The sequence below is a fragment of the Streptomyces sp. NPDC007025 genome, assembly GCF_042869455.1.
Classification (GTDB): Bacteria; Actinomycetota; Actinomycetes; order Streptomycetales; family Streptomycetaceae; genus Streptomyces.
In genome coordinates this window covers 113,900-136,348 of sequence record NZ_JBIAFT010000006.1, presented here as the reverse complement: position 1 = coordinate 136,348, position 22,449 = coordinate 113,900, and the positions used below count along the sequence as shown (strand labels likewise).

Sequence of the window (22,449 nt, the reverse complement as noted above, 5' to 3'; positions counted from 1 at the left end):
GGCGACGTCCTCGGTCTGCGCCTGCGCGGTGCCCTCGAACAGGCCGCCGGTCAGCCGGGCGAGGCCCGCCGCGGTCAGCATCTCCAGGGCTGCGTCGAACAGCGCGTGGTGCCCGGGCACCACGCCGAGCCGGCCGGCGAGCGCGTGCCGGTCCTCCGGGTGCCCGGGGTCGAGGCGGGCGCCGAGGTCGCGCAGCGCACCGGTCAGCAGCTGGGCCGCCAGCGTGTCGAGCGCTCGGTCGGCGCGCAGATGCGCCGCGGCCCGCCCGGCCCGGACCGGGTCGGAGGCCACCGGCGGCACGGGCAGCGGGGCCGCCTCGGCGTGCCCGATCTGCTCCACGCCCGGGCCGGGTTCGACCCCGATCCCCGCCAGCACCCGCTGCTCGGCCTTGCTGGCCACCACCTGCGGCAGCGAACCGCCCGCGACCAGCTCCAGCGCCCGCATGCCCTCGGCGGCGCCGATCGGGGTGACGCCGGAGGCCGACAGCCGCTCCAGGGCGCGCTGCCGGTCCGGGTCGCCGCCGTCGTGCCAGAAGCCCCAGTTGACCACCCGCACCGGGAAGGGCGCGGTGCGGCCGAAGGCCAGCGCGTACGCGTCCTGGTAGCCGCTGCCCGCCGCGTACCCGGCCTGGCCCTGGTTCCCGCCGAAGGAGATGCCCGAGGAGTGGAAGAGCGCCAGGTCCAGCGGCTCGCCGGCGATCACGTCGCACAGCACCCGGGTGCCCTCGGACTTGACGCGCAGCGCGGCGCCGAAGCGCTCCGCGTCCAGCTCCCCGAAGGGGGTGGTGACCAGCACCATGGCGGCGTCGAGCACGCCGTGCAGGGCGCCGAACCGGCGTTTGGCCTCGGCCACGGCGGCGGCCGTCTGCGCGGGGTCGGTGATGTCGGCGGTCAGGTACACCGCTTCGCCACCGGCCTGTGCGATCCGCTCCAGCTGCGCCCGCCTGCGGTCGTCGAGCGGACCGCGGCCGACCAGCACGAGGCGGGCGGCGTAGCGGCCGGCCAGGTGCAGGGCGGTGTCGAAGCCGACGGTGCCGAGCCCGCCCACCAGCAGATACACCCCGCCCTCGCGGAACGCGGGCCGCTCGGGTGCGGTCAGCCGGGCCCTGCGCAGCCTGCGGGTCCAGCGGACCCCGTCCCGCAGCAGCACCTGGCGCACCCGCGGCGCGCACGGTTCGGCGACGATCGCCGCCGCCACCCGCTCCGGTGCGGCCACCGCCTCGGTGCCGCGCACGTCCAGCAGCGCGGTACCCAGCTCGCCGAACTCGCTGTCCACGGTCATCGCCAGCCCGGCCAGGCCCGCGGCGCCGGGCCGGGCGGCGTCCCGCTCGCCCAGCGGGCAGGCGTCCCCGGTGATCACCTTCAGCCGCAGCGGCCCCGGCAGCAGGCCGCTGCCGTGCAGCTGGGCGAGGAGCCCGTAGAGCGCCAGCACCGACTCGTCCCGCCGGTCGTCGGGGCCGGTCACCGAGCCGAGGAAGTAGACCAGGCCCCGGTGCGCGCCCGGCAGTCCGCAGAAGTCCGCGGCCGACTCGCCCGGTGCGCGGCGCAGCACTTCGGCGTCCGGGTGCGCGGCGGCGATCCGGTCGGCGAGCGCGTTGTCGGCCGCCCCGGCGACGATCAGCACCGGCCGCCCGTGCGCCGGGTCCTCGTGCACCGGGTGCTGCGCCGCCGGGTCGTGCGGTGCCACCGTCCAGGCCGGCACGTGCAGGAAGTCGGGTCCGGCCGCGGCGCGGGCGCGCAGCACCAGCCCGGCGACGGTCAGGCAGACGGTGCCCTCGTCGTCGAACACTGTGACGTCGCACCTTCCGTCGCGCACGGCCGCGTGCACGTGGCAGGCGTGCGGCAGCGGCCGGTGGACGGTCACCCGGTCGGCGGCGAACGGCATCGGCGGCGCGTCCTCGGTGGCCACCACCGCGGCCAGTACGTGCAGCGCCGCGTCCAGCAGCCCGGGGTGCACGGCGTACCCGGGCGGCGTCGGCGCCTCGGCGCGCAGCCGGGCCAGCACTTCGCCGTCGCCGGTGCGGACGGACTCGGCGAGCCGGAAGAACGGCCCGTAGCGCAGCCCGTCCCGGCGCAGCCGCGCATACATCCCCGCCGGGTCCACCTCGGTGGCGCACCGGGCGGTGAGCGCCGCGCGGTCGACCCGGGCCGGCTCGGGGGACGGCTCGGTGTGCAGCACGCCGCGGGAGCGGACGCCGTCCCCTTCGCGCAGTTCGTAGGCGATCCCGTCGTCCGCGGGCGCGGCCGACAGCTCCAGCCGCGCGGCCCGGTCGCCGACCACCACGGGTGCCTGCCAGCGCACCGCGCTCACCGCGAACGCGGTCCGGCCCGGCGCGAGGGCCTGTGCGGCCAGGGCGAGATGCGCGGCGCCGGGCAGCACCCGCTCCCCCGCCACCTCGTGCTCGGCGACGACCGGTTCGGCGGGCGGTACCACCAGCGGCGGCACCTCCGCGGCGGCCCGGGGCGCGAGGGAGCCGGGCGCGGCGGCGCGGGGCGCGGTGTCGGCAGGGGTGGCGGCGGTGGTGGCGGCGGTGGTCAGCCAGTGGCGCTCGGGCTCGAAGGGGTAGGTCGGCAGCGACACGATGCGCGGCGGCACCGGACCGGTGGGCAGCGCCGACCAGTCCAGGTCGGCGCCGGAGGCCCACAGCCGCGCCAGCCGATCAGGGTGCCCCTCGCGCAGCAGCCCCCGGACGAACTCCGCTCCGGCCGCGGTGCCGGCCAGCACGTCCCCGAGCGCGTGCGGCGCGTCCGCGTCGCCGGTGAAGACGTCCTCGGGCTGCTCCCCCGCCGCGAAGGCGCGCAGCAGCGCCGCGGCCCGTGCGGTGTCCCGGGCGGTCAGCGCCAACCGGTGGCGCATCGCGGTCCGGCCGGCGGTCAGGGTGTGGGCCACGTCCGCGAGCGGGGGCGGGTCGTCGGTGGACAGCGCGGCTGCCAGCCGCCCGGCGTACACGCGCAGCCGCTCCTCGGTGAGTGCGGAGAGCACCAGGACCTCGGGCTGGTCGCGGGGCGCGGGCGGCACCCGGTCGTCGCGGTACTCCTCGACGACCAGGTGCGCGTTGGCGCCGCCCGCGCCGAAGGAGCTGATCCCGGCGCGCCGCGGCCGGCCCGGTGCGGTCCGCGGCCAGGCCGCCGACTCCTGCTGCACGGCGAACACCGACCGGGTGAAGTCGATGTTCGGGTTGGTGGCGGCCGAGTGCAGCGAGGGCACCAGGGTCCGGTGCCGCAGTTGCAGCACCACCTTGGTGAGCGCCGCGATGCCCGCAGCGCCCTCCAGGTGGCCGACGTTGGACTTGACCGAGCCCAGCGCGCGGCTGCCGGGGGCCAGTCCGCGCCCGGCGACGGCGCGCTCCAGCGCCGCGTGCTCGATCGGGTCGCCGAGCGCGGTGCCGGTGCCGTGCGCCTCGACGTAGCCGGCGTCGGCCGGGTCGAGTCCCGCCGCGTGCCAGGCCCGCTCGATCAGCGCCTGCTGGGCGGCCGGGTTGGGCACGGTGTAGCCGTTGGTGCGGCCGCCGTGGTTGACGGCGTCGCCCCGGATGACCGCGTGGATGCGGTCGCCGTCGGCGCGCGCCGCCGCGAGCGGCTTGAGCAGCACGGCGCCCACGCCCTCGCCGGGCACGTATCCGGTGCCGCCCGCGCCGAAGGAGCGGCACCGTCCGTCGGCGGCGAGCATGTTCATCCGGCTGAGGTTCACGTATTTCAGCGGGTGCGCCAGGACGTTGACCCCGCCGGCCAGCGCGTAGGCGCACTCGCCGCGGCGCAGGCTCTCCGCCGCCAGATGGACGGCGACCAGCGAGGAGGAGCAGGCCGTGTCGACGGTGAGGCTGGGGCCGCGGAAGTCGCCGAAGTAGGAGACCTGGTTGGCGACGGAGGCGCGGTTCGCGGGCACGGAGACGGGGTTGCCGCGGAAGGACTCCTCGGCGGCGAGGGTGGCGTAGTCGCCCCACATCACCCCGGCGAACACGCCGACGTCCAGGCCGGAGTCCGCGTGGTGGGCCGCGGGCAGCCGGCTCGGCGGGTATCCGGCGTCCTCCAGCGCCGCCCAGGCGGTCTCCAGGAACAGCCGCTCCTGGGGGTCCATCGCGCGGGCCTGCGGCGGGGACATCCGGAAGAACCGCGAGTCGAAGGTGTCGACGGCGGACAGGAAACCGCCCCAGCGGCCGGTGACCGAGTCCGGCGCGCGGCCTTCGGGGTCGTGGTGGGCCCAGGCGTCCCAGCGGTCGCCGGGGATCTCGGTGATCTCGTCGGATCCGGCCCGCAGCCGGGACCAGAACGCGTCGAGGTCGTCGGCGCCGGGATAGCGGCCGCTGAGGCCGACGATCGCGATGTCGTCCGCTTCGGCGGCACGCGCGGACGAGTGCGGCGGCGCGGGCGCGGCGGCTGCCGTGGGGACCGGGGTGGGGGCCGGGGTGCCGGGCGCGGCCGGGTCCGGTGCCGCCGGATCCACCGCCGGCTCCGGGACCGGTGCCGGGCTCGGCGTCGGCAGCAGCCGCCGCAGCTCCGCGGAGTGGTGTGCGGTCAGGTGGTCGGCGAGTGCGCCGAGGGTGCGGTGCTCGAAGAACAGCGTCTGCGGCAGGTCCGGCAGCGAGTCGGCCAGGGCCGCGTTCAGCTCCATGATCATCACGGAGTCGATGCCGAACCGGTCCAGGGTCTCGGTCTCGGTGATCCGCTCCGCCGGCACCTTCAGGACGGCCGACAGCCGGGTGCGCAGCATCCCGACCGCGACGGCGCGCAGTTCGGGGCCGGTGGTCGCGCGCCCGGAGTCCGGCGCGGGCCCGGCGCCCGCGGGCGCCTCGGGCGGCGGCGCGGTGGTGCCGGGGGCGCTCAGGGTACGGGCGATCCGGTCCTGGTCGCCCACCGCGGGTACCAGCCACGGCTCGTCGGCGGCCAGCGCCTGCTCCAGCGCCGCCCAGCCGGTGTCCGGATCGAACGGGACGAAGCCCAGCGCCCGGTAGGCCGCCCACTGCGCCTCGTCCAGCCGCTCGTCCAGCCCGCCGACCGTCCACAGCGGCCAGGCCAGCGAGAGCGCGCCGGGCCGGCGCAGGGCGCAGGCGTCCGCGAACCGGTTGGCGGTGCCGTAGCCGGCGCCGCCGAAGTCGCCCAGCAGCGAGGCCAGCGAGGAGAAGACGACGAACAGCGCGGACGGCAGGTCCGCGGTCGCGGCGGCGAGCTGCGCGGTCCCCTCGGCCTTGGCCGCCATCCCGGCGGCGAAGCGACCCGGGTCCACTTCGGTGGGCGGCGTGCCGTCGGAGACCCCGGCGAGGTGGAAGACCCCGTCCGGCGGGCCGAACCGCGCCGTGGCCTCGGCCACCGCGCGCCGTGCTCCCGCCGGGTCGCCCACGTCGGCGGAGACCAGCTCCGCCGCACCGCCCAGCTCGGCCACCCGGCGGGCCAGTTCGGGGTGCCGTTCGGCACCGCGCGAGACCAGCACCAGGCGGGCGGCGTACCGCCGGGCGAGCTCGCCGGCCAGCCAGCGGCCGAGCGCCCCGGTGGCACCGGTGATCAGATAGCTGCCGCCGGGCCGCAGCGGTGCGGGCCGGACGGCGGGCAGTTCGGCCAACCGCTCCACGGACCGCACGAACCGACCGTCCGTACGGCGGAGCAGCTCGGCGCCGTGCGGAGCGCCGAACTCCTCGACGGCGACCCGGGCGGCGTCGACTCCCGGGCCGACCCGCAGGGTGGCCAGCCGGAAGGTGGGGAAGTGCCGGCCGCTGGACCGGGCGAACCCGGCGACGGCCTCCTGCTCGGGCCGGCCGTCCTCCGGGGCCACCGCCAGGCAGCGCACCCGCCGGCCGGCAGCGGCCTGGGCCAGTCCGAGTGCGGCGAGCGCCCCGTGCTCGGCGCCGGAGCCGTCCTCCAGCCCCCATGCCAGCAGCACGTCCAGCGGGCCCTCGGTGTGCCGCACGGCAGCCGCCAGGTCCGCGGGCTCGGCGACCCGCTCCACCCGCGGCCACGGCCCGTCGACGGTGCGGTCGGGGTCGGCGGTGCACAGCAGCAGGGTCGGCGCGGGATCCACGGGTGCCGCCGGTTCCGCGGGCCGCCACACCGGCCGGTACCAGGCGGTCGCCGGCCGCGGACGGTCGGCGGCACCCGGCGGGCCGCTCACCGCGGGAGCCGGTTCCATCCGGTCGCTCTCCCGGGGGTCGCGTTCCCGCACGGCGGGCTGCCTCAGGTCCGGCCCGGTGCTGTCCGGTCCTGTCACCGGCACCGGCACCGGCACCGGCCGGTTCAGCGTGCGGAGGGCGAAGTCCGCCACGTGCAGCACCTCGTGGCCGTCCGCGCCGGTGACCGTCACGTCGTAACGCAACTGCGCCGGGTCCGTACCCGGCCGCACGACCGCGTGCGCCCAGCAGACCTCCGGCAGCGGGCCGCGGAAGTGCACGGCACCGGTGCTGAACGGGACGGCGGGCTCGCCCTCGGGCGGGCCGCCGACCCAGTGGCACACCCGCAGCGCCCCGTCGAGCCGGGCCGGGTCCAGCAGCCCGGCACCCCCGGGCGTGCCGTCCCCCGGCGCCACGAGCCGCAGCAGTGCCTCGTGCGGCCCGCTGCGCACCTCCTCGACCACGTCGAACGCGGGCCCGTAGCGGAACCCGGCGGCCCGGTACCAGGCGTGCACCTCGGAGCGGGTCCGGCGCTCGGCGCAGCGGCCGCGGACCGCAGCGAGGTCGAGCGGCGCGGGGGCGGGCTCGGGCGGGCCGAAGTCGACGGTGCCGCGTACGTGCACGCCGCCGTCCTCGCCGACGACTTCGAAAGCCGTCCGCTCCTCGGCTCCGGACCCGGTTCCGGCGCCGAGGACCACCCGGATCCGGTGCTCGCCGTCCTCCGCGGTGATCGGGCTGCCCCAGGTGATCGAGGACAGTCCGCGTACCGGCCCGCGGCGTTGCGCCCCGGCTGCGGCGCGCACCAGTTCCAGACAGGCGCTGCCGGGCAGCAGCCGTACTCCGCGGATGAGGTGGTCGCGCAGCAGCGGGTCGTCGGTACGCACGACATGCTCGGTGCCGTGCGCTGCGGTCGGTGCGTCGGCGTGCTGCGGCAGGTCGACCCAGTAGCGCTCCTCGGCGAACGGGTACAGCGGCAGCGACACCCGGCGTCCGCCGGGGCGCCGTACGGGCAGTTCGGCCCCGCCGACCCAGGCGCGGGCCTGCGCGGACAGTTCGGCGGCGGAGTCCGGTCCGGTTCCCGGGTCCGGTCCGGCTGCGGCGGCCGGGGCGGCACCCGTGCGCGGGGCCCCGGTACGCGGAGCGCGGCCGGTCAGCAGCCCGTCCGCACCGTCCCGGCTCGCGGCGAACGCCTCCAGTGCGGCGACCAGTTCGGCGCCGCTGCCGGTCACGACGGCGAGCCGGTGCTCCATCGGCTCCCGGCCGGCCCGCAGGGTGTGGGCGATGTCCGCCAGTTCGGTGCGGGAGGTGCGCAGAAACGCCGCCAGCCGGGCGGCGTAGGCGCGCAGCCGGTCCTCCTCGCGGGCCGAGAGCACGAACAGCAGGGGCTCCCGGCGCTGCCGTCCGGCCGGCTCCGCGGCCGCGGGTACCGGGTCCGCCTCCTCGACGACGAGATGGCAGTTGACGCCGCCCGCGCCGAAGCTGCTGAGCCCGGCCCGGCGCGGCCCGTCCTGCGCAGCCGGCCACTCGGCTGCCGCGCGCTGGACGGCGAACGGGGTGCGCGAGAGGTCGATGTCCGGGTTGGGGGGATCGGCGTGCAGCGAGGGCACCAGCCTGCGGTGCCGCATCTGGAGCAGCACCTTGGTCAGACCGGCGATCCCGGCGGCGGACTCCAGGTGACCGACACCCGACTTGACCGACCCGAGGGCGATGCTCTCCGCGCCCGCGTACGCCTTGGCCAGGCCGGAGACCTCGATCGGGTCGCCGAGCCCGGTACCGGTGCCGTGGGCCTCCACGTAGGAGACGGCGGCGGGGTCGACGCCCGCGGACTCCAGCGCCGCGGCCACGACCCGGTGCTGGGCCTCCGGGCTGGGCACGGTGTAGCCGTTGGTGCGGCCGCCGTGTGCCGCCGCGTGCCCGGTGATCACCCCGTGGATGTGGTCCCCGTCGGCGAGCGCCCGGTCCAGCGGCTTGAGCAGGACGGCTCCGACGCCCTCGCCGGGCACGTAGCCGTCGCCGCCCGCCCCGAAGGCGCGGCATCTGCCGTCGGTGGACAGGAACCTGCCCTGGCTGAGGAAGACGTACTTGTACGGGTGCGGCGAGAGGTTGACCCCGCCGGCCAGCGCGAGCTCCGACTCCCCCGAGCGCAGCGACGCGCAGGCCAGGTGGAGCGCGGTCAGCGACGAGGAGCACATCGTGTCGACCCCGACGCTGGGGCCGCGCAGGTCGAGCGTGTACGAGACCCGGTTGGCGACGCCCGCGTGCGAGGAGCCCGGCACGGGCTTGCCCGCGCGCATCGCGTCGACGCCGTAGAGCTGGTAATGGCCGTGCATCACTCCGGCGAACACCCCGACCGGGCGTCGGGCCAGGTCGGCCGCCCGGTACCCGGCCTCCTCCACCGCGTGCCAGGCGGTCTGCAGGAACAGCCGCTCCTGCGGATCCATCAGCGCGGCCTCGCGCGGGGAGATGTCGAAGAACAGCGGGTCGAACAGGTCGGCGCCGTCGAGGAAGGCACCCCACCGCGAGTAGCTGGCCCCGGGGGTGCCCCGCTCGGGGTGGAAGTCCCGGTCCGGGTCCCAGCGTCGGGCGGGGATCTCGGTGACGGCGTCGCGGCCCGCCACCAGGTTGGCCCAGAAGGCGTCCAGGTCCGCGGCGCCCGGATAGCGTCCGCTGAGTCCGATGACCGCGACGGGGAAGGCCCCGGCCTGCGCGGAGCGCGGTGCGGTCGTCGCCGGGGACCGGTGCCCGCCGCCCGGCGCGGACGACTCGGACGGCGCGAGCGGCTCCATCGGCCCGGCGGCTGCGGGCGGTTCGGGGACGGCGGCGGAGTGCTCGGACGGCTCCGGCCGCAGGCGGGTGAGCGCGTCCGGGTACGCGACGGCCAGGTGGTCGGCGAGTTCGGCGAGGGTGGGGTGCGCGTAGAAGAGCGTCTTGTCGAACCCGGTGGCCAGCCTGATCTCCAGTTCGGCGGAGAGCTGGGTGACCATCAGCGAGTCCAGCCCGTAGCGCTCCAGCGGCACGGTGTCCTCGACCTGGTCGGGTGCCAGCCTGGTCTGCTCGGCGACCAGGGCGCGCAGCAGCACCCGGGCCGCTTCCGCCGGGTCCCGGTCCGTTTCGTGCCGTCCGGCGCCGTCGGCCCCCTCGGCGGACGTGCCGGCCGGGTCCGCGGGATGCGCCGGGTCCGCGAGCCCGGCGGGGTCGCCGCCCGGTGCGTGCTGCCCGCTCGCGGGCGACGGCTCGACCCGGACGGCGTCCAGCGCGGTGCGGGTGGCCGCCGGATCGCCCGGTACCACCAGCAGCGCGCCGGGAGCACCGTCGAGCGCGGCGGCGAACGCCGCCGCCGCCTCCCGGCCGGACAGGTCGCCGAGGCCGTAGCGCGCCCGCAGCCGCGCGGCGGACCGCTCCGCCTGCCGCATCCCGGCGTCCCGCCAGCGCGGCCAGGCCAGCGCCACCGTGCGGCCGGGTGCACCGGTCGCGGCACGCCGCTCGGCCAGCGCGTCCAGCACCGCGTTGGCGTAGGCGTAGCCGGCCTGGCCGGGGTTGCCGACGACGCCGGCGACCGAGGTGAACAGCGCGAAGAACTCCAGCGGCTCGTCCAGCGTCGCCGCGTGCAGGGCCTCGGCGCCGCGCACCTTGGGGGCCAGCACGGCGTCGAGATCGGCGTCGGTGGTGTCGGCCAGCAGTGCGTCGCGCAGCACCCCGGCGGCGTGCACCACTCCGGTGATCCCGCCGTGCTCCGCCCGCACCTGCGCGACCAGTTCCGCCACCCGGGCCCGGTCGGTGACATCGACGGCCCGGTAGGTCACCGACAGGGCGCTGTCCGCCAGCGCGTCGAGCGCCGCGCCGGCCTCCGCGCGCGGCTCGGCCGAGCGGCCCGTCAGCACCAGGTGGACGCGGGCCCGTTCGGCGAGGCTTGCGGCGATGCGCAGTCCGACACCGCCCGCGCCGCCGGTGATCAGGTACACCCCACCGTCCCGCGGCGCCCACGGGGTGCCGTCCGCCGCGGCCTGCCGGTGGCGGCGCACCTGCCGCACTCCGTCCCGGTGGCGCACCACCGGGTCGCTCGCGGCGAACTCAGCGGGCAGCACCGCGTCCGGCCCCTCGACCAGGCTGATCCGCAGCCGGGGGTCCTCGGCGGCGGCGGTGCGGGCGAGTCCGTCCAGGCCGAGCGCGGACGGGGCGCCGTCGTGCGCCACCACGATCCGGATCGGTCCGGGTGGCGCGGTGGCGAGCAGGGCGCGGCACAGGTGCAGCAGCGAGCGGACGCCGCGGTCCAGGTCGCCGTCCCGGGCGGTGTCCGGGTCCGCGCCCCGCGCCCAGGTGTGCAGGATCCGGTCGGGGGTGAGGCCGTCCTCGGCGAGGGCGGCCAGCAGCCGGGTGCAGTGCTCGGCGCGGCCGGGTGCGATCTCGTAGCGCAGCCGGTCCACCCGCCGGAAGGCGGCGCCTTCGGTGACCGTGACCACCTGGGTGCCCAGCGTCCGCAGGGCTGCGGCGTCCCCGGCGGCCGCGGACCCGGCGAACAGCAGGCAGGTGCCGGTCAGTTGTCCGGGCTCCGGCACCGCCGGAGCGGTCTCCCAGTGCCGGGCGACCAGGGCGGCGCCGCGGCTCGGTGCGGTGCGGAGCGCGACGCCTCCCAGCCGGGCCACGGCCGACCCGTGCCGGTCCAGCACTTGGATGTCGGCCCGGGCCAGTCCCTCGTCCTCCGTGGTGCGCAGGGCCACGGTGCGGGCGGCGGCGACGGGGGCCTCGATCACGAGGGTGTCCACGGCGACGGGCAGCAGCAGGGTGCCCGGCTCGGCGGTGTGCAGGACGGACACGGCCGCGGCCTGGATCGCCAGGTCCAGCACGGCCGCCTCGCGGTCGAACCGGGAGGCGCCCGCGGGGGGCGCGAGGCCGGCGACGGCGGTGCCGTCCCCGACGGTGACCGTGCGCAGGCCGCGCAGTCCGGGACCGTACTCCAGCCCGCCCGCGCCCAGCAGCGCGTAGCAGCGGTCGTGGTCGAGGACGGTCCCGCCGTCGGCGCGTGCGGGTTCCCCCGGTGCGGGGGCGGGCCCGGTGAGCGCGCTGCCCGCGCTGCAGGTGACGCCGTCGGCGCCGAGCGCGAACCGGCCGCCGTCGGCCGCCCGCGCGGTCACCGTCAGCGTCCGCGGCCCCGGCACCTCCAACGGATGGTCGAACCGGACCCGGTGCAGTCCGGTGACGCCGGGGTCGAGCGCGCGGAGGGCGGCGAGGCCCAGCAGGCTGCCCGCGGCGGCCGACAGGGTCGGCACCCCCCGGACCACATGGTCGGCGAGGAACGGCTCGGTACCGGTGACGGCGATCTCGCGGGTCTGCGCGGCGACCGTGCCCGGCTCCCCGGCGTCCCCGCGGCGTGCCGGCCCGGCGGCGCCGCCGGCGTCGAGCCGGTAGGGCGCGGTCTCGAACGGGTATGTCGGCAGGACGACGCCGCGTCCCGGCCGCTGGGCGAAGACGGCCGTCCAGTCCGGGGCGGCCCCGGCCTCCCAGGCACGGCACAGCGACTCCACCGGCGGCTCGTCGGCCAGCGCGACCGCGTCCGGCGGCAGTTCGGCCAGCGGACGGACGGGGAAGGACGCACCGGTGAGCCCGTCGGCGGCGGCGGGCTCGTCCCACACCCGGCGCGCCGTCGCCAGGTCGCACCCGCCGGCGGCGGCGTGGGCGAGGCCGGCCGAGACGGGGCACGCGTAGCCGGCCTCCGGCAGCAGGCCCCAGCTCAGCCGCAGCCGGGCCAGGGTGTGCAGCAGGGTGAAGGCGGCGGGCGCGTCGGCGCCGCATTCGGCGGCGAACGCCTCGGCGGCGGGCTCGGACGCCAGCAGCGCGGCCAGCCGCGCCTCCGGCTCCGGGACGCGGGCGTCGAAGGCGAACACCACCGGTGCCGCGGTGCCCGGCTCCTGCGGTGCGGACAGTTGCCGCAGCAGGTCCTCGCGGTCCGCGGCCAGGACGGCGCGCCGGTTGCGGTGCGCGGCCCGGCCGCAGGCCAGGGTGCGGGCCGTGTCGGCCAGGCCGGTCTCCGGGTGGCTGCGCAGGTGCGCGGCGAGGTCCGCGGCCGTACGCCGCAGCGCGGAGGGGGTCGCGGCGGACAGCACGACCGGCACCGGCCCGGCCGCCCGCGCCGGCGCGTCGGGGTGCCCCTCCTCGGGCCCGTCCTGTTGCTCGTCGGCCTGCTCCAGGATCAGATGGGCGTTGGTGCCGCTGATGCCGAAAGCCGAGACAGCGGCCCGGCGGGGTCCCCCGGTCTCCGGCCACGGCCGCGCCTCGGTCAGCAGCCGCACCGGGCCGTCCGCCCACTCCACCTCCGGCGTGGGCCGGTCGACGTGCAGGGTGCGCGGCAGCACTCCGTGCCGCAGCGCCATCACCGTCTTGATCACGCCGCCGACGCCGGCCGCCGCCTGGGCGTGGCCTATGTTGGACTTCAGGGAGCCCAGCCACAGCGGCCGGTCGGTGGGGCGGTCCGCGTATCCGGCGCGCAGCGCCTCCACTTCGATCGGGTCGCCGAGGGTGGTGCCGGTGCCGTGCCCCTCGACCAGTTCGACGTCGCCGGGGCCCAGCCGCGCGTCGGCGAGCGCGTCGGCGATCAGACGCTGCTGCGCGGGTCCGCTCGGTGCGGTGAGCCCGTTGCTGGCGCCGTCGGAGTTGACGGCGCCGCCGCGCACCACGGCCAGCACCGGATGGCCGTTTTGCCGGGCGTCGGAGAGCCGCTCCAGCAGCAGCAGACCGGCGCCCTCCGCCCAGCCGGTGCCGTCGGCCGCCGCCGCGTAGGACTTGCACCGCCCGTCCCGGGACAGGCCCCGCTGCTGGGCGAATTCGACGAACACGCCCGGTGAGGTCAGCACCGTGGCGCCACCGGCCAGGGCCAGGTCGCACTCGCCCAGCCGCAGCGCGCGTACCGCCTGGTGCACCGCGACCAGCGACGAGGAGCAGGCCGTGTCCACGGTGACGGCCTGGCCGTGCAGCCCGTAGCGGAACGCCAGCCGTCCGGAGGCGATGCTGAGCGAGGTGCCGGTGAGCAGGTATCCGGCGGCGTCGCCGTCCGCGTCGCTCAGCCGCGGCCCGTACTCGCCGCCCATGGCGCCGACGAACACGGCCGTGGCGCTGGAGCGCAGCGAGTCCGGGTCCACGGCCGCACGTTCCAGGACCTCCCAGGAGACTTCCAGCAGCAGCCGCTGCTGCGGGTCCATGGCCGCCGCCTCGCGCGGGCTGATGCCGAAGAACACCGGGTCGAACAGGTAGGGGTCGTCGAGGAAGCCGCCCGCCGACGCGTAGGTCCGGCCGGGTGTTCCGGGCTCCGGGTCGACCAGCGCGTCCAGGTCCCAGCCGCGGTCGTCGGGCAGCGGGCCGACGGCGTCGCTCTCCTCGGCCACCAGCCGCCACAGGTCCTCGGGACCGCGCACCCCGCCGGGGTAGCGGCAGCCCATGGAGACGATCGCGACGGGCTCGTGCGCCGCCTCGGTGACCGCGTGCAGCCGCTGCCTGGTCTGCTGGAGCTTGGCCGTCGCCCGGCGCAGGTAGGCGACGAGTTCCTGCTCATCGGCCATCGGGGCTCCTTCCGGGGGAGACCGCGCCGTCGAGGGCGCCGGAGTCGTCGAGGGCAGCGGGTTCGCCGGGCCCGGGGTCGGGGTCGGCGTCGATCAGTGCGAAGAGCTCGCCGACGTCGGCGTCGGTCAGGATGTGCGCGATCTCCTCGGCGCCGGTGCGCGGCGGCGCGGCCGCGCCGGTCGGAGCGGGGCCGCCGGGCGCGGACGCCGGGCCGGGCCCGGCGGTGCCCTCCGGTGCGGCGGCCGGTGCGTCCGGGGCCGGCGGGGTGTCCTCCGCGGGGCGTGCGGGCTGTGCGTCGTCCGCGGGTGGCGCCAACTGGTCGAGCAGCCAGTCGGCGAGCTGGGCGGGCGTGGGGTGGCTGAAGACGACGGTGGCGGGCAGCCGCAGCCCGGTCGCCGCGGCGAGCCGGTTGCGCACCTCGACGGCGATCAGGGAGTCGCAGCCGAGCGCCTTGAACGAGGTGTCGGCGTCGACGGTGTGCGAGGCGCTGTGCCCGAGCGCCGCAGCGGTGTGCGTGCCGACGAGCGCCACCATCCGGGAGCGCCGCTGCGCCGCGGGCAGTCCGGCCAGCTCCTCGGTGACCGAGCGGACCGGTTCCTGGCGCGCGGCCGGGCGGGGCCGCGCGGGCGCGATGCCGCGCAGCAGGCCGGAGGTGCCCGAGCCGTGCAGCCGGGCGGCCACCACCAGCGGTGCGGAACCCCGCAGCGCGGCGCCGAACAGCCGCAGTCCGGCGTCGGTCTCCAGCTCTCCGATGCCCGCGGCCGCCAGCCGGCGCACGGCGGTGTCGTCCAATTGACCGGTCATGCCGCTGCGCCGGGACCACAGCCCCCAGGCGATCGACGTCGCGGGCAGCCCGGCGGCGTGCCGGGTCCTGGCCAGCGCGTCGAGCGCGCCGTTGGCCGCCGCGTAGTTGGCCTGCCCGGCGGTGCCCAGCAGGCCCGCGACCGAGGAGAACAGCACGAACGCGGTGACCGAGGGGAGCTGCGCGGTCAGCTCGTGCAGGGCCTGCGCTGCCGCCGCCTTGGGCCGCATCACGCGGTGCAGTGCGTCGGTGTCCATGGCGGACACCAGACCGTCCTCCAGCACGCCCGCGGCGTGCACCACCGTGGTGAGCGGGCAGCCGTCCGGGACGGCTGCCAGCACCCGGGCCAGCGCGTCGCGGTCCGCGGCGTCGCAGGCCACCGCCTCGGCGTCGGCGCCCAGCGCGGCCAGTTCGGCGACGAGTCCGGTCGCGCCGGGTGCGTCCGGGCCGCGCCTGCTGAGCAGCAGGAGCCGGTGCACGCCGTGCGCGGTGACGAGTTCGCGGGCGACGAGCGCGCCGAGCCCGCCGGTCCCGCCGGTGATCAGCGCGGTGCCGCCGAGCGTCGGGGCCGGGGACGACTGCTGCGACGCCGTGCTGCGGCGCAGCACCGGGGTCTCGAACCGGCCGTCGCGGTCGCGCAGCTGGGCCTCACCGGTGGCCAGCGCGGCGGTGACCCGTGCCGGATCGGGCGCTGCTTGGGGGGTGTCCAGCAGCACGAAGCGGCCCGGGTGTTCGGTCTGGGCCGACCGCATCAGTCCCCACACGGCGGCGTGGCCGGGATCGGACAGCTCGCCGTCGCCGCCGGTGGTCAGCACGGCGAGCCGGGACGCCGCGAACCGTTCGTCGCCCGTCCAGGCGCGCACCCGCTCCAGCACGCGGGCGGCCGCGGCCGCGGGGTCCTCCCCGGCCGGGCAGGTCAGGACGGCGACGGCAGGCGCCGCGGCGGGCAGTTCCGCCCCGAGGACGACGGGGGCCTCCTCCCCCGCGCCGGTGGCGGGGGCGGTGTCCGGCTCGGCGGCCCGCGTCCAGCCCGGGGAGTACAGTCCGGCGTCCGCGGTGAGCAGTTCCGGGGAGACCGGGCGCAGCGCGAGGGCCTCGACGGTGAGCACCGGGGCCCCGTCCTCGTCCCAGGCGGACAGCGCCACCGCGCCGTCCTGGTCCGCGGCTGCGAGCCGCACCCGCAGGGTGGTGGCGGCGGTCGTGGACAGTCGCACCCCGCTCCAGGAGAAGGGCAGCCGGCAGGTCCCCTCGTCGCCGTCGCGCAGCCAGATCCCGTGCAGCGCCGCGTCCAGCAGCGCCGGGTGCACGGCGAACCCGTGCGGCGCGCCCTGCGGGGTCTCGGGCAGGGCGACCTCCAGCCACAGGTCCCCGTCTCGGGACCAGGCCGAGCGCAGGCCGCGGAAGACCGGTCCGTAGTCCAGCCCGAGGGTTCGGAGCCGCGGGTAGTGCCCGGCCACCGGTACCGGGGTGGCCTCCGGCGGCGGCCACGCGGCGGGCGGGGCCGCCGCGTCCGGGGTGTCCGCGGTGTCCGGTGCGGCGACCGCGGTGGCGTGCCGGATCCACTGCGCGCCCGCGGCGTCGGCGCGGGTGTGCAGGGTGACCGGGCGGCGGCCCTCCGCGTCGGGCTCGGCCACCACCAGCTGGGTGGTCAGCGCGCCTTCGGCGGGCAGCACGACCGGCTGGTCCAGGACCAGTTCGGTGACCGTGGGGCAGCCGGAGCGGCGGGCGGCGCACAGTACCAGTTCCAGGCAGGCCGTACCGGGCAGCACCACGGTGTCGAGCACCGCGTGGTCGGCCAGCCAGGGCGCATCCTCGACCGAGAGGGTCCCGGTCAGCACGAGGGTGCCGCTGTCGGCGAGTTCCACGGCGGCTCCCAGCAGGGGGTGCGCCGCGGGCTCCAGTCCGGCGGCCGACAGGTCGCCGGCGCCCGCCGGGACCGGGAGCCAGTGGGACTCCCGCTGGAAGGGGTAGGTCGGCAGCGGGACCGCGGTGCCCCGCACGGTCTCGGACCAGTCCACCGGAAGGCCGTGCGCGTCCGCCTTGGCCAGTGACCGCAGGAACCGCTCCGGCCCGCCCTCGTCACGGGTCAACGTCTCCACGAGGGCGACATCCGCGGCTGCTTCGTCGGCGCACTCGGCGATTCCGGAGAGCGCCACCGGGTGCGGGCTGACCTCGACGAAGGCGCGGTGCCCGGCGTCGAGGAGGGCGCCGACGGCCTCGTCGAAGCGGACCGTCTCGCGCAGATTGCGGTACCAGTAGCCGGAGTCGAGGCCGGCGTCCCGCACGAAGGCGGCGTCCACGGTGGACATCAGCGGAATCCGGGGGGTGGCCGGGCGGATGTCGGCCAGGTCGGTGCGCAGCCGCTCCTCCAACTCGGCCACCTGCGCGGAGTGCGAGGCATAGTCGACCGCGACGAGCTTGGCGCGGTGGCCGTCGGCGACGCAGCGCTCCACGACCTCGGCGACCGCTTCGGGCTCCCCGGAGACGGTGGTGGCGCCGGGACCGTTGCGCACGGCGACCGACACCCGCTCCCCCCAGGGCGACAGCAGCGCGCGCACCCGGTCGGTCGGCAGCGCTACGGAGGCCATGGCGCCCCGCCCGGCCAGTGCCACCAGGGCCTGCGAGCGGCGGGCGACGATCAGCGCGGCGTCCTCCAGGCTCAGCGCCCCGGCGGTGCACGCGGCGGCGATCTCGCCCTGGCTGTTGCCGACCACGGCGGCCGGTTCCACGCCGTGCGCGCGCCACAGTTCGGCGAGCGCGACCATGGTGGCGAACAGCACGGGCTGCACCACGTCGACCCGGTCCAGTCCGGGCTGCCCCGGTTCGCCGCGCAGCACTCCGGTCAGGCTCCAGTCCACATGGGGGGCCAGGGCCTGCTCGCAGCGGGCGATGGAGGCGGCGAAGGGCGGCTTCGTGTCGAGCAGTTCGCGGCCCATGCCGGCCCACTGCGCGCCCTGGCCGCCGAAGACGAGGACGGGACGGTGCTCCTCGGTGGCGCTGCCCAGCACGACGGAGGGGTCGGCGGTGCCCTCGGCGACGGCGGTCAGGCCGCGCAGCAGCGCGTCCCGGCCGGTGCCGGTGACCGCGGCGCGCTGCCGGAACCGGGTGCGGGTGGTCAGCAGCGAGTGGGCGACATCGGCCGGCCGCCAGTCGGTGCGGGCGGCCAGTTCGGTGTGCAGCCGGGCGGCCTGGTCGCGCAGCGCCTGCTCGGTGCGGCCGGAGAGCGCGAACGCCACGGGGTGGCCGGGGCCGGGCTGCTGCGGGTCGGGCGGGGACGGCTCGGCGCGGGGCGGCTGCTCCAGGACGATGTGCGCGTTGGTGCCGCTGATGCCGAAGGACGAGATCCCGGCCCGCCGGGGCCGGTCGGCGGACGGCCAGGGCACGGCCCGGGTGAGCAGTTCCAGGCCGCCGGACGTCCAGTCGATGTGCGGCGAGGGGTCCTCGGCGTGCAGGGTGGCGGGGAGTTCGCCGTACCGGAGCGCCAGCACCATCTTGATCAGCCCGGCCAGTCCGGCGGCGGCCTGGGTGTGCCCGATGTTGGACTTGACCGAGCCGAGCAGCAGCGGCCGGCCGGCGGGCCGGCCGGTCCCGTAGGCGGCCAGCAGCGCGGATGCCTCGACGGGGTCGCCGAGCGCGGTACCGGTGCCGTGCGCCTCGACGGCGTCCACCTCGTGCGGGAGCACTCCCGCGTCGGCGAGCGCGTCGGCGATCACCTGCCGCTGGGCCAGTCCGCTGGGGGCGGTGAGCCCGTTGCTGGCACCGTCGGAGTTCAGCGCCGTACCGCGCACCACCGCCAGTACCGGGTGACCGTTGCGGCGCGCGTCGGAGAGCCTCTCCAGCAGCACGGCTCCCGCGCCCTCGGCCCAGCCGGTGCCGTCGGCCGCGGCGCCGAACGCCCGGCAGCGGCCGTCCGCCGACAGCCCGCCCTGGCGGGCGAACTCGGTGAACATTCCCGGCAGCGGCATCACGGTGACCCCGCCGGCGAGGGCGAGACTGGACTCCCCGGTGCGCAGCGACCGGCAGGCCAGGTGAACCGCGGCCAGCGACGAGGAGCAGGCGGTGTCGACGGTGAGCGCGGGGCCCGAGAGGCCGAGCACATAGGCGAGCCGTCCGGACAGCACGCTCGGGGTGCCGCCGGTGAGGAGGAAGCCGCCCGCCGCGTCGGCCTGTTCGTGCAGCCGGGCGCCGTAGTCCTGGGCCGTGGCGCCCGCGAAGACCGCGGTGCGGGTGGCGCGCAGCGTACCGGGGACGAGGCCCGCGCGTTCGACGGCCTCCCAGGCCACTTCGAGGAACAGCCGCTGCTGCGGGTCCATCGCGGCCGCCTCCCGGGGGGAGATGCCGAAGAACTCCGCGTCGAACCGGTCGATGCCGGTGAGGAATCCGCCGGGACGCAGGCCGCTGACGTCCATCCGCTGCCAGCCGCGTTCGGCGGGCGGCGGGGTGATCGCGTCGACGCGGTCGGCCAGCAGCCGCCACAGGTCCTCCGGGTTCTCCACTCCGCCGGGGAAGCGGCAGCCCATGCCGACGACCACCACCGGGTCGGCAACCTCCTCGGGCGCGGCCGGGTCGGCCGCCGCTGCCGCCGGTCCGCTCGTCGGTCCCGTCACCGGTCCGCTCGTCGGTCCCGTCGTCGCCGGGGCGGCCGCGGCCGGATCCTGGTCCGGGGGGCCGGCGAGATGCTCCGCCAGCGCGGCGGGGGTGGGGTGGTCGTAGAGCAGGGCGACTGACAGGTCGGCGCCGATCCGCTCCTCGACGAGATCGCGCAACTCCAGGCCCATCATCGAGTCGAAGCCCTGGTCCCGGAAGGGGATGTCGGGCGCGACCGCCGCGCCCAGCACTCCGGCTGCCAGCTCCAGTACCGCGGCCAGCGGCGGGTCCTGGGCGCCGGACGCGGCTCCGGCGGCCCGCGTCGGCGCGGGCCGCGCCGCCGTGGCGTCCTCGGCTCCGGGCACGGTTGCGCCCAGCCCGGCGGGCCAGTGGCGGCGGCGCTGGAACGGATAGCCCGGCAGCGGCACCCGGACCGGTGCGTACTGCTCGAACACTGCACGCCAGTCGGCCTGTTCACCGGCCAGGAAGCGGTCGGCGCACTCCTGGACGGGCGGGGCGGCGGGAGCGCCGTCGCCGACGGCGGCACCGACCGGGTCGGCGGCACCGGCCAGTTCGTCCAGTCCGGCCAGCAGGGCCGCTCGGTCGTGGGCGAGGACGACCGCGCGGCAGGGGTGCGCGGTGCGGGCTGTGGCGAGTGTGCCGGCCACGTCCACCCGGCGCAGCCCGGGGCGGGCGGTCAGGTGGGCGCGCAGTGCGCGGGCCGCGGCGGCAAGGGCCGCGGGCGTCCGCGCGGACAGCGGGAAGGGCAGCGACTCCGCGGCGTCGCCGTCGTCGCCGCCGGGGACGGGCGGGGCGTCCCCGGCGTGCGCGGCGAGGACGACATGGCAGTTGGTGCCGCCCATGCCGAACGCGCTGACGCCCGCCACCAGCGGCGCTTCGGGACGGGGCCACTGAGAGGTCGCCGTCTGCACCCGCAGGCCGTGCGCATCCAGCGGGAGCCGGTCGGCGGGCGCGGTGAAGTGCAGGCTGGCGGGCAGTTCTCGGTGGTGGAGCGCCAGGGCCGTCTTGACCAGCCCCGCGATCCCGGCGGCGCCCTCCAGGTGGCCGATGTTCGTCTTCACCGAGCCCACGGCCAGGGGACCGCCGGGGCGGTCGGCGAAGACCGCGCCGAGCGCGTCCGCCTCGGCCGCGTCGCCGGCCGGTGTCCCGGTGCCGTGCAGTTCCACGTACTGCACGTCCGCGGGGTCCGTCCCGGCGGCCCGGTGCGCGGCCCTGATGAGTTCTCCCTGGGCCCGCGGGTCGGGCGCGGCCATCTCCCGGCCCGCGCCGTCGTGGTTGACCGCGGCGGCGCGGATCACGCAGTACACCCGGTCGCCGTCGGCGAGCGCGGCGGCGAGCGGCTTGAGCACGACGAGTGCGCCGCCCTCGCCGCGGACGAACCCGTCGGCGTCCCGGTCGAAGACCCGGCAGCGGCCCCGCGGGGAGAGCACGCCCAACCGGGCGGCCGCCAGTTGGGTGTCCGGCGCCAGGGCCAGGTTCACCCCGCCGGCCAGTGCCAGTTCGCACTCCCCGGCGCGCAGACTCGCGCACGCCAACTGGACCGAGACCAGCGAGGAGGACTGCCCGGTGTCCACCAGCAGGCTGGGGCCGCGCACCCCCAGGTGGTGCGAGATCCGGTTGGCGATCACGCCGCGCTGCAGTCCGGTCATGGCGTGGTGGGACAGCCCCGCCGAGCCGTGCCGGGAGGCCAGCAGCGCGTAGTCGTCGGACAGCGAGCCGACGAACACGCCGACCGGCCGGTGGCGCAGTGCGCCGGGCACGACCCCGGCGTCCTCCATCGCCTCCCAGGCCAGCTCCAGCGCCAGGCGCTGCTGCGGGTCCATGGCCGCCGCCTCGCGGTCGGGGATCCCGAAGAAGTCCGCGTCGAACTCGTCGACGGTGTCCAGGAAGCCGCCCTCGTCCGGCAGCCCGGGCCCGGCCGGGACCGGCGCGGTGCGGCGGCGCGCCGACGGACGGGCCACGCTGTCGGTTCCGGCCGCCAGGTTGTCCCAGAACTGTGCCGGGCCGGCGGCTCCGGGCACACGGCACCCCACCCCGACGACCGCGATCCGGTCGACGGGTGCGTTCTCCCGCGTCATCCGGTGATCCCTCCTGGGTGCGGCGGACCGTCCGCCGCCCCCCGGTCGGCGCCCGGGGCCGGCCCCGGGCGCGGGCCGGGGGGCGGCTGCGGACCGTCGGCGCGGCCGCCGGGGGCCGGGGCCTGCTCCTGGGTGACGGGGCAGGTCCGGTGCAGGTAGTTGGGGCGCAGATCGCCCTCGTCGTAGTAGCGGTGGAAGACGAGGGTGGCCGAGCCGGAGAGCGGCGGCACGATCCACGACCAGTCCGCCGGGCAGCTGCGGCCCGCCTCCTCCTCGCGCTCGACGTGGGTGAGGAAGCGCTTGGCCTCGGTGTGGTGGTCGGTGATCTTGACGCCGGCCCGGGCGAAGGAGTGCAGGACGGCGACGTTCAGCTCGACCATCGCCCGGTCCCGCCACAGCGAGGTGTCGGAACTGGTGTCCAGCGCCATCTTCGCCGCGACGACGGGCAGCATGTCGTAGCGGTCGGTGTCCCCGAAGTTGCGTGCGCCGATCTCGGTGCCCATGTACCAGCCGTTGAACGGCGCCGCCGGGTAGCGGATGCCGCCGATCTCCAGGTCCATGGCGGAGATCACGGGCACCGCGTGCCAGCGCAGCCCCAGCCCGGCGAACCAGGGGTACCGCGGGTGGGACAGCTCGACCTCCAGCACCGCCTCCGGGGGGAGTTCGAACACCTCGACCCCGTCCTGCGGGGTCTCGATGACCAGCGGCAGCACGTCGAACCGGGTGCCGGGGCCGCCGGGCCAGCCGTGCCGCAGCGCCAGTTCGGTCAGGCCGGTGTTCATCGGGTCGCCGAGGACCGTGCCGTCCGGCTGCCGGTATCCGGCGTACCGGATGAGCTGCTCGTTGTGGAAGCGCGGTCCGGGCGCTTCGGGCCCGTCCGGGGCGAACACGGTGATGGTGGGCCGGATCCGGCCGCCGCCGCCCGCCTCCGTCAGATGCTTGACCGACTCGGCCGCGATGTCCGCCGCGTCCCGGGTGGCGCGCCGGTCGCGCACCCGCAGGCTGCGCCAGTACAGCCTGCCGATGCAGCGGTTGCTGTTGCGCCAGGCCACCCGCGCCCCGAAGGCGAGTTCCGCCTGGGTGTGGGTGTATGTGCCGGTGGCGTCCACCTCGGCGCGGATGTCGGCCAGCCGCCGGGCGGCCGAACCGCCCTGCCCCTCGCCCTCGCTGTGGAAGAGGCCGACGAACCGCTCCGCTTCGTCCAGCAGCCGGGCCGTGTCCCGGCCGGGCGAGGCGGCCGGCGCCTCCGCCGCGGACGGAGCGGCGCCGGTGGAGCGTTCGACGGCACGCCGAAAGAGACTTTCACTGAGCAA

3 protein-coding genes (1 of these 3 running past the window's edge) are annotated in these 22,449 nt (G+C 77.4%); all 3 read right to left on the bottom strand.

The window, feature by feature from the left end; translation table 11 throughout:
* Tightly spaced (each overlapping or abutting the next), the 3 genes in view from ACFYMO_RS13715 to ACFYMO_RS13705 form a layout consistent with a single transcriptional unit that may run on beyond the window.
* Positions 1 to 13,647: the 5' portion of an SDR family NAD(P)-dependent oxidoreductase gene (locus ACFYMO_RS13715; RefSeq protein WP_388546317.1), read on the bottom strand. It extends 1,518 nt beyond the left edge of the window; only the first 13,647 of its 15,165 coding nucleotides appear in the window; its start codon is at positions 13,645 to 13,647; its stop codon lies beyond the left edge, outside the window.
* Entirely contained in the window at positions 13,637 to 21,136 is a 7,500-nt protein-coding gene (locus ACFYMO_RS13710; RefSeq protein ID WP_388546314.1) for an SDR family NAD(P)-dependent oxidoreductase, read from the bottom strand. The genes ACFYMO_RS13715 and ACFYMO_RS13710 overlap by 11 nt, the downstream gene beginning before the upstream one ends.
* Entirely contained in the window at positions 21,133 to 22,449 is a 1,317-nt protein-coding gene (locus ACFYMO_RS13705; RefSeq protein WP_388546311.1) for a nitric oxide synthase oxygenase, read from the bottom strand. The genes ACFYMO_RS13710 and ACFYMO_RS13705 overlap by 4 nt, the downstream gene beginning before the upstream one ends.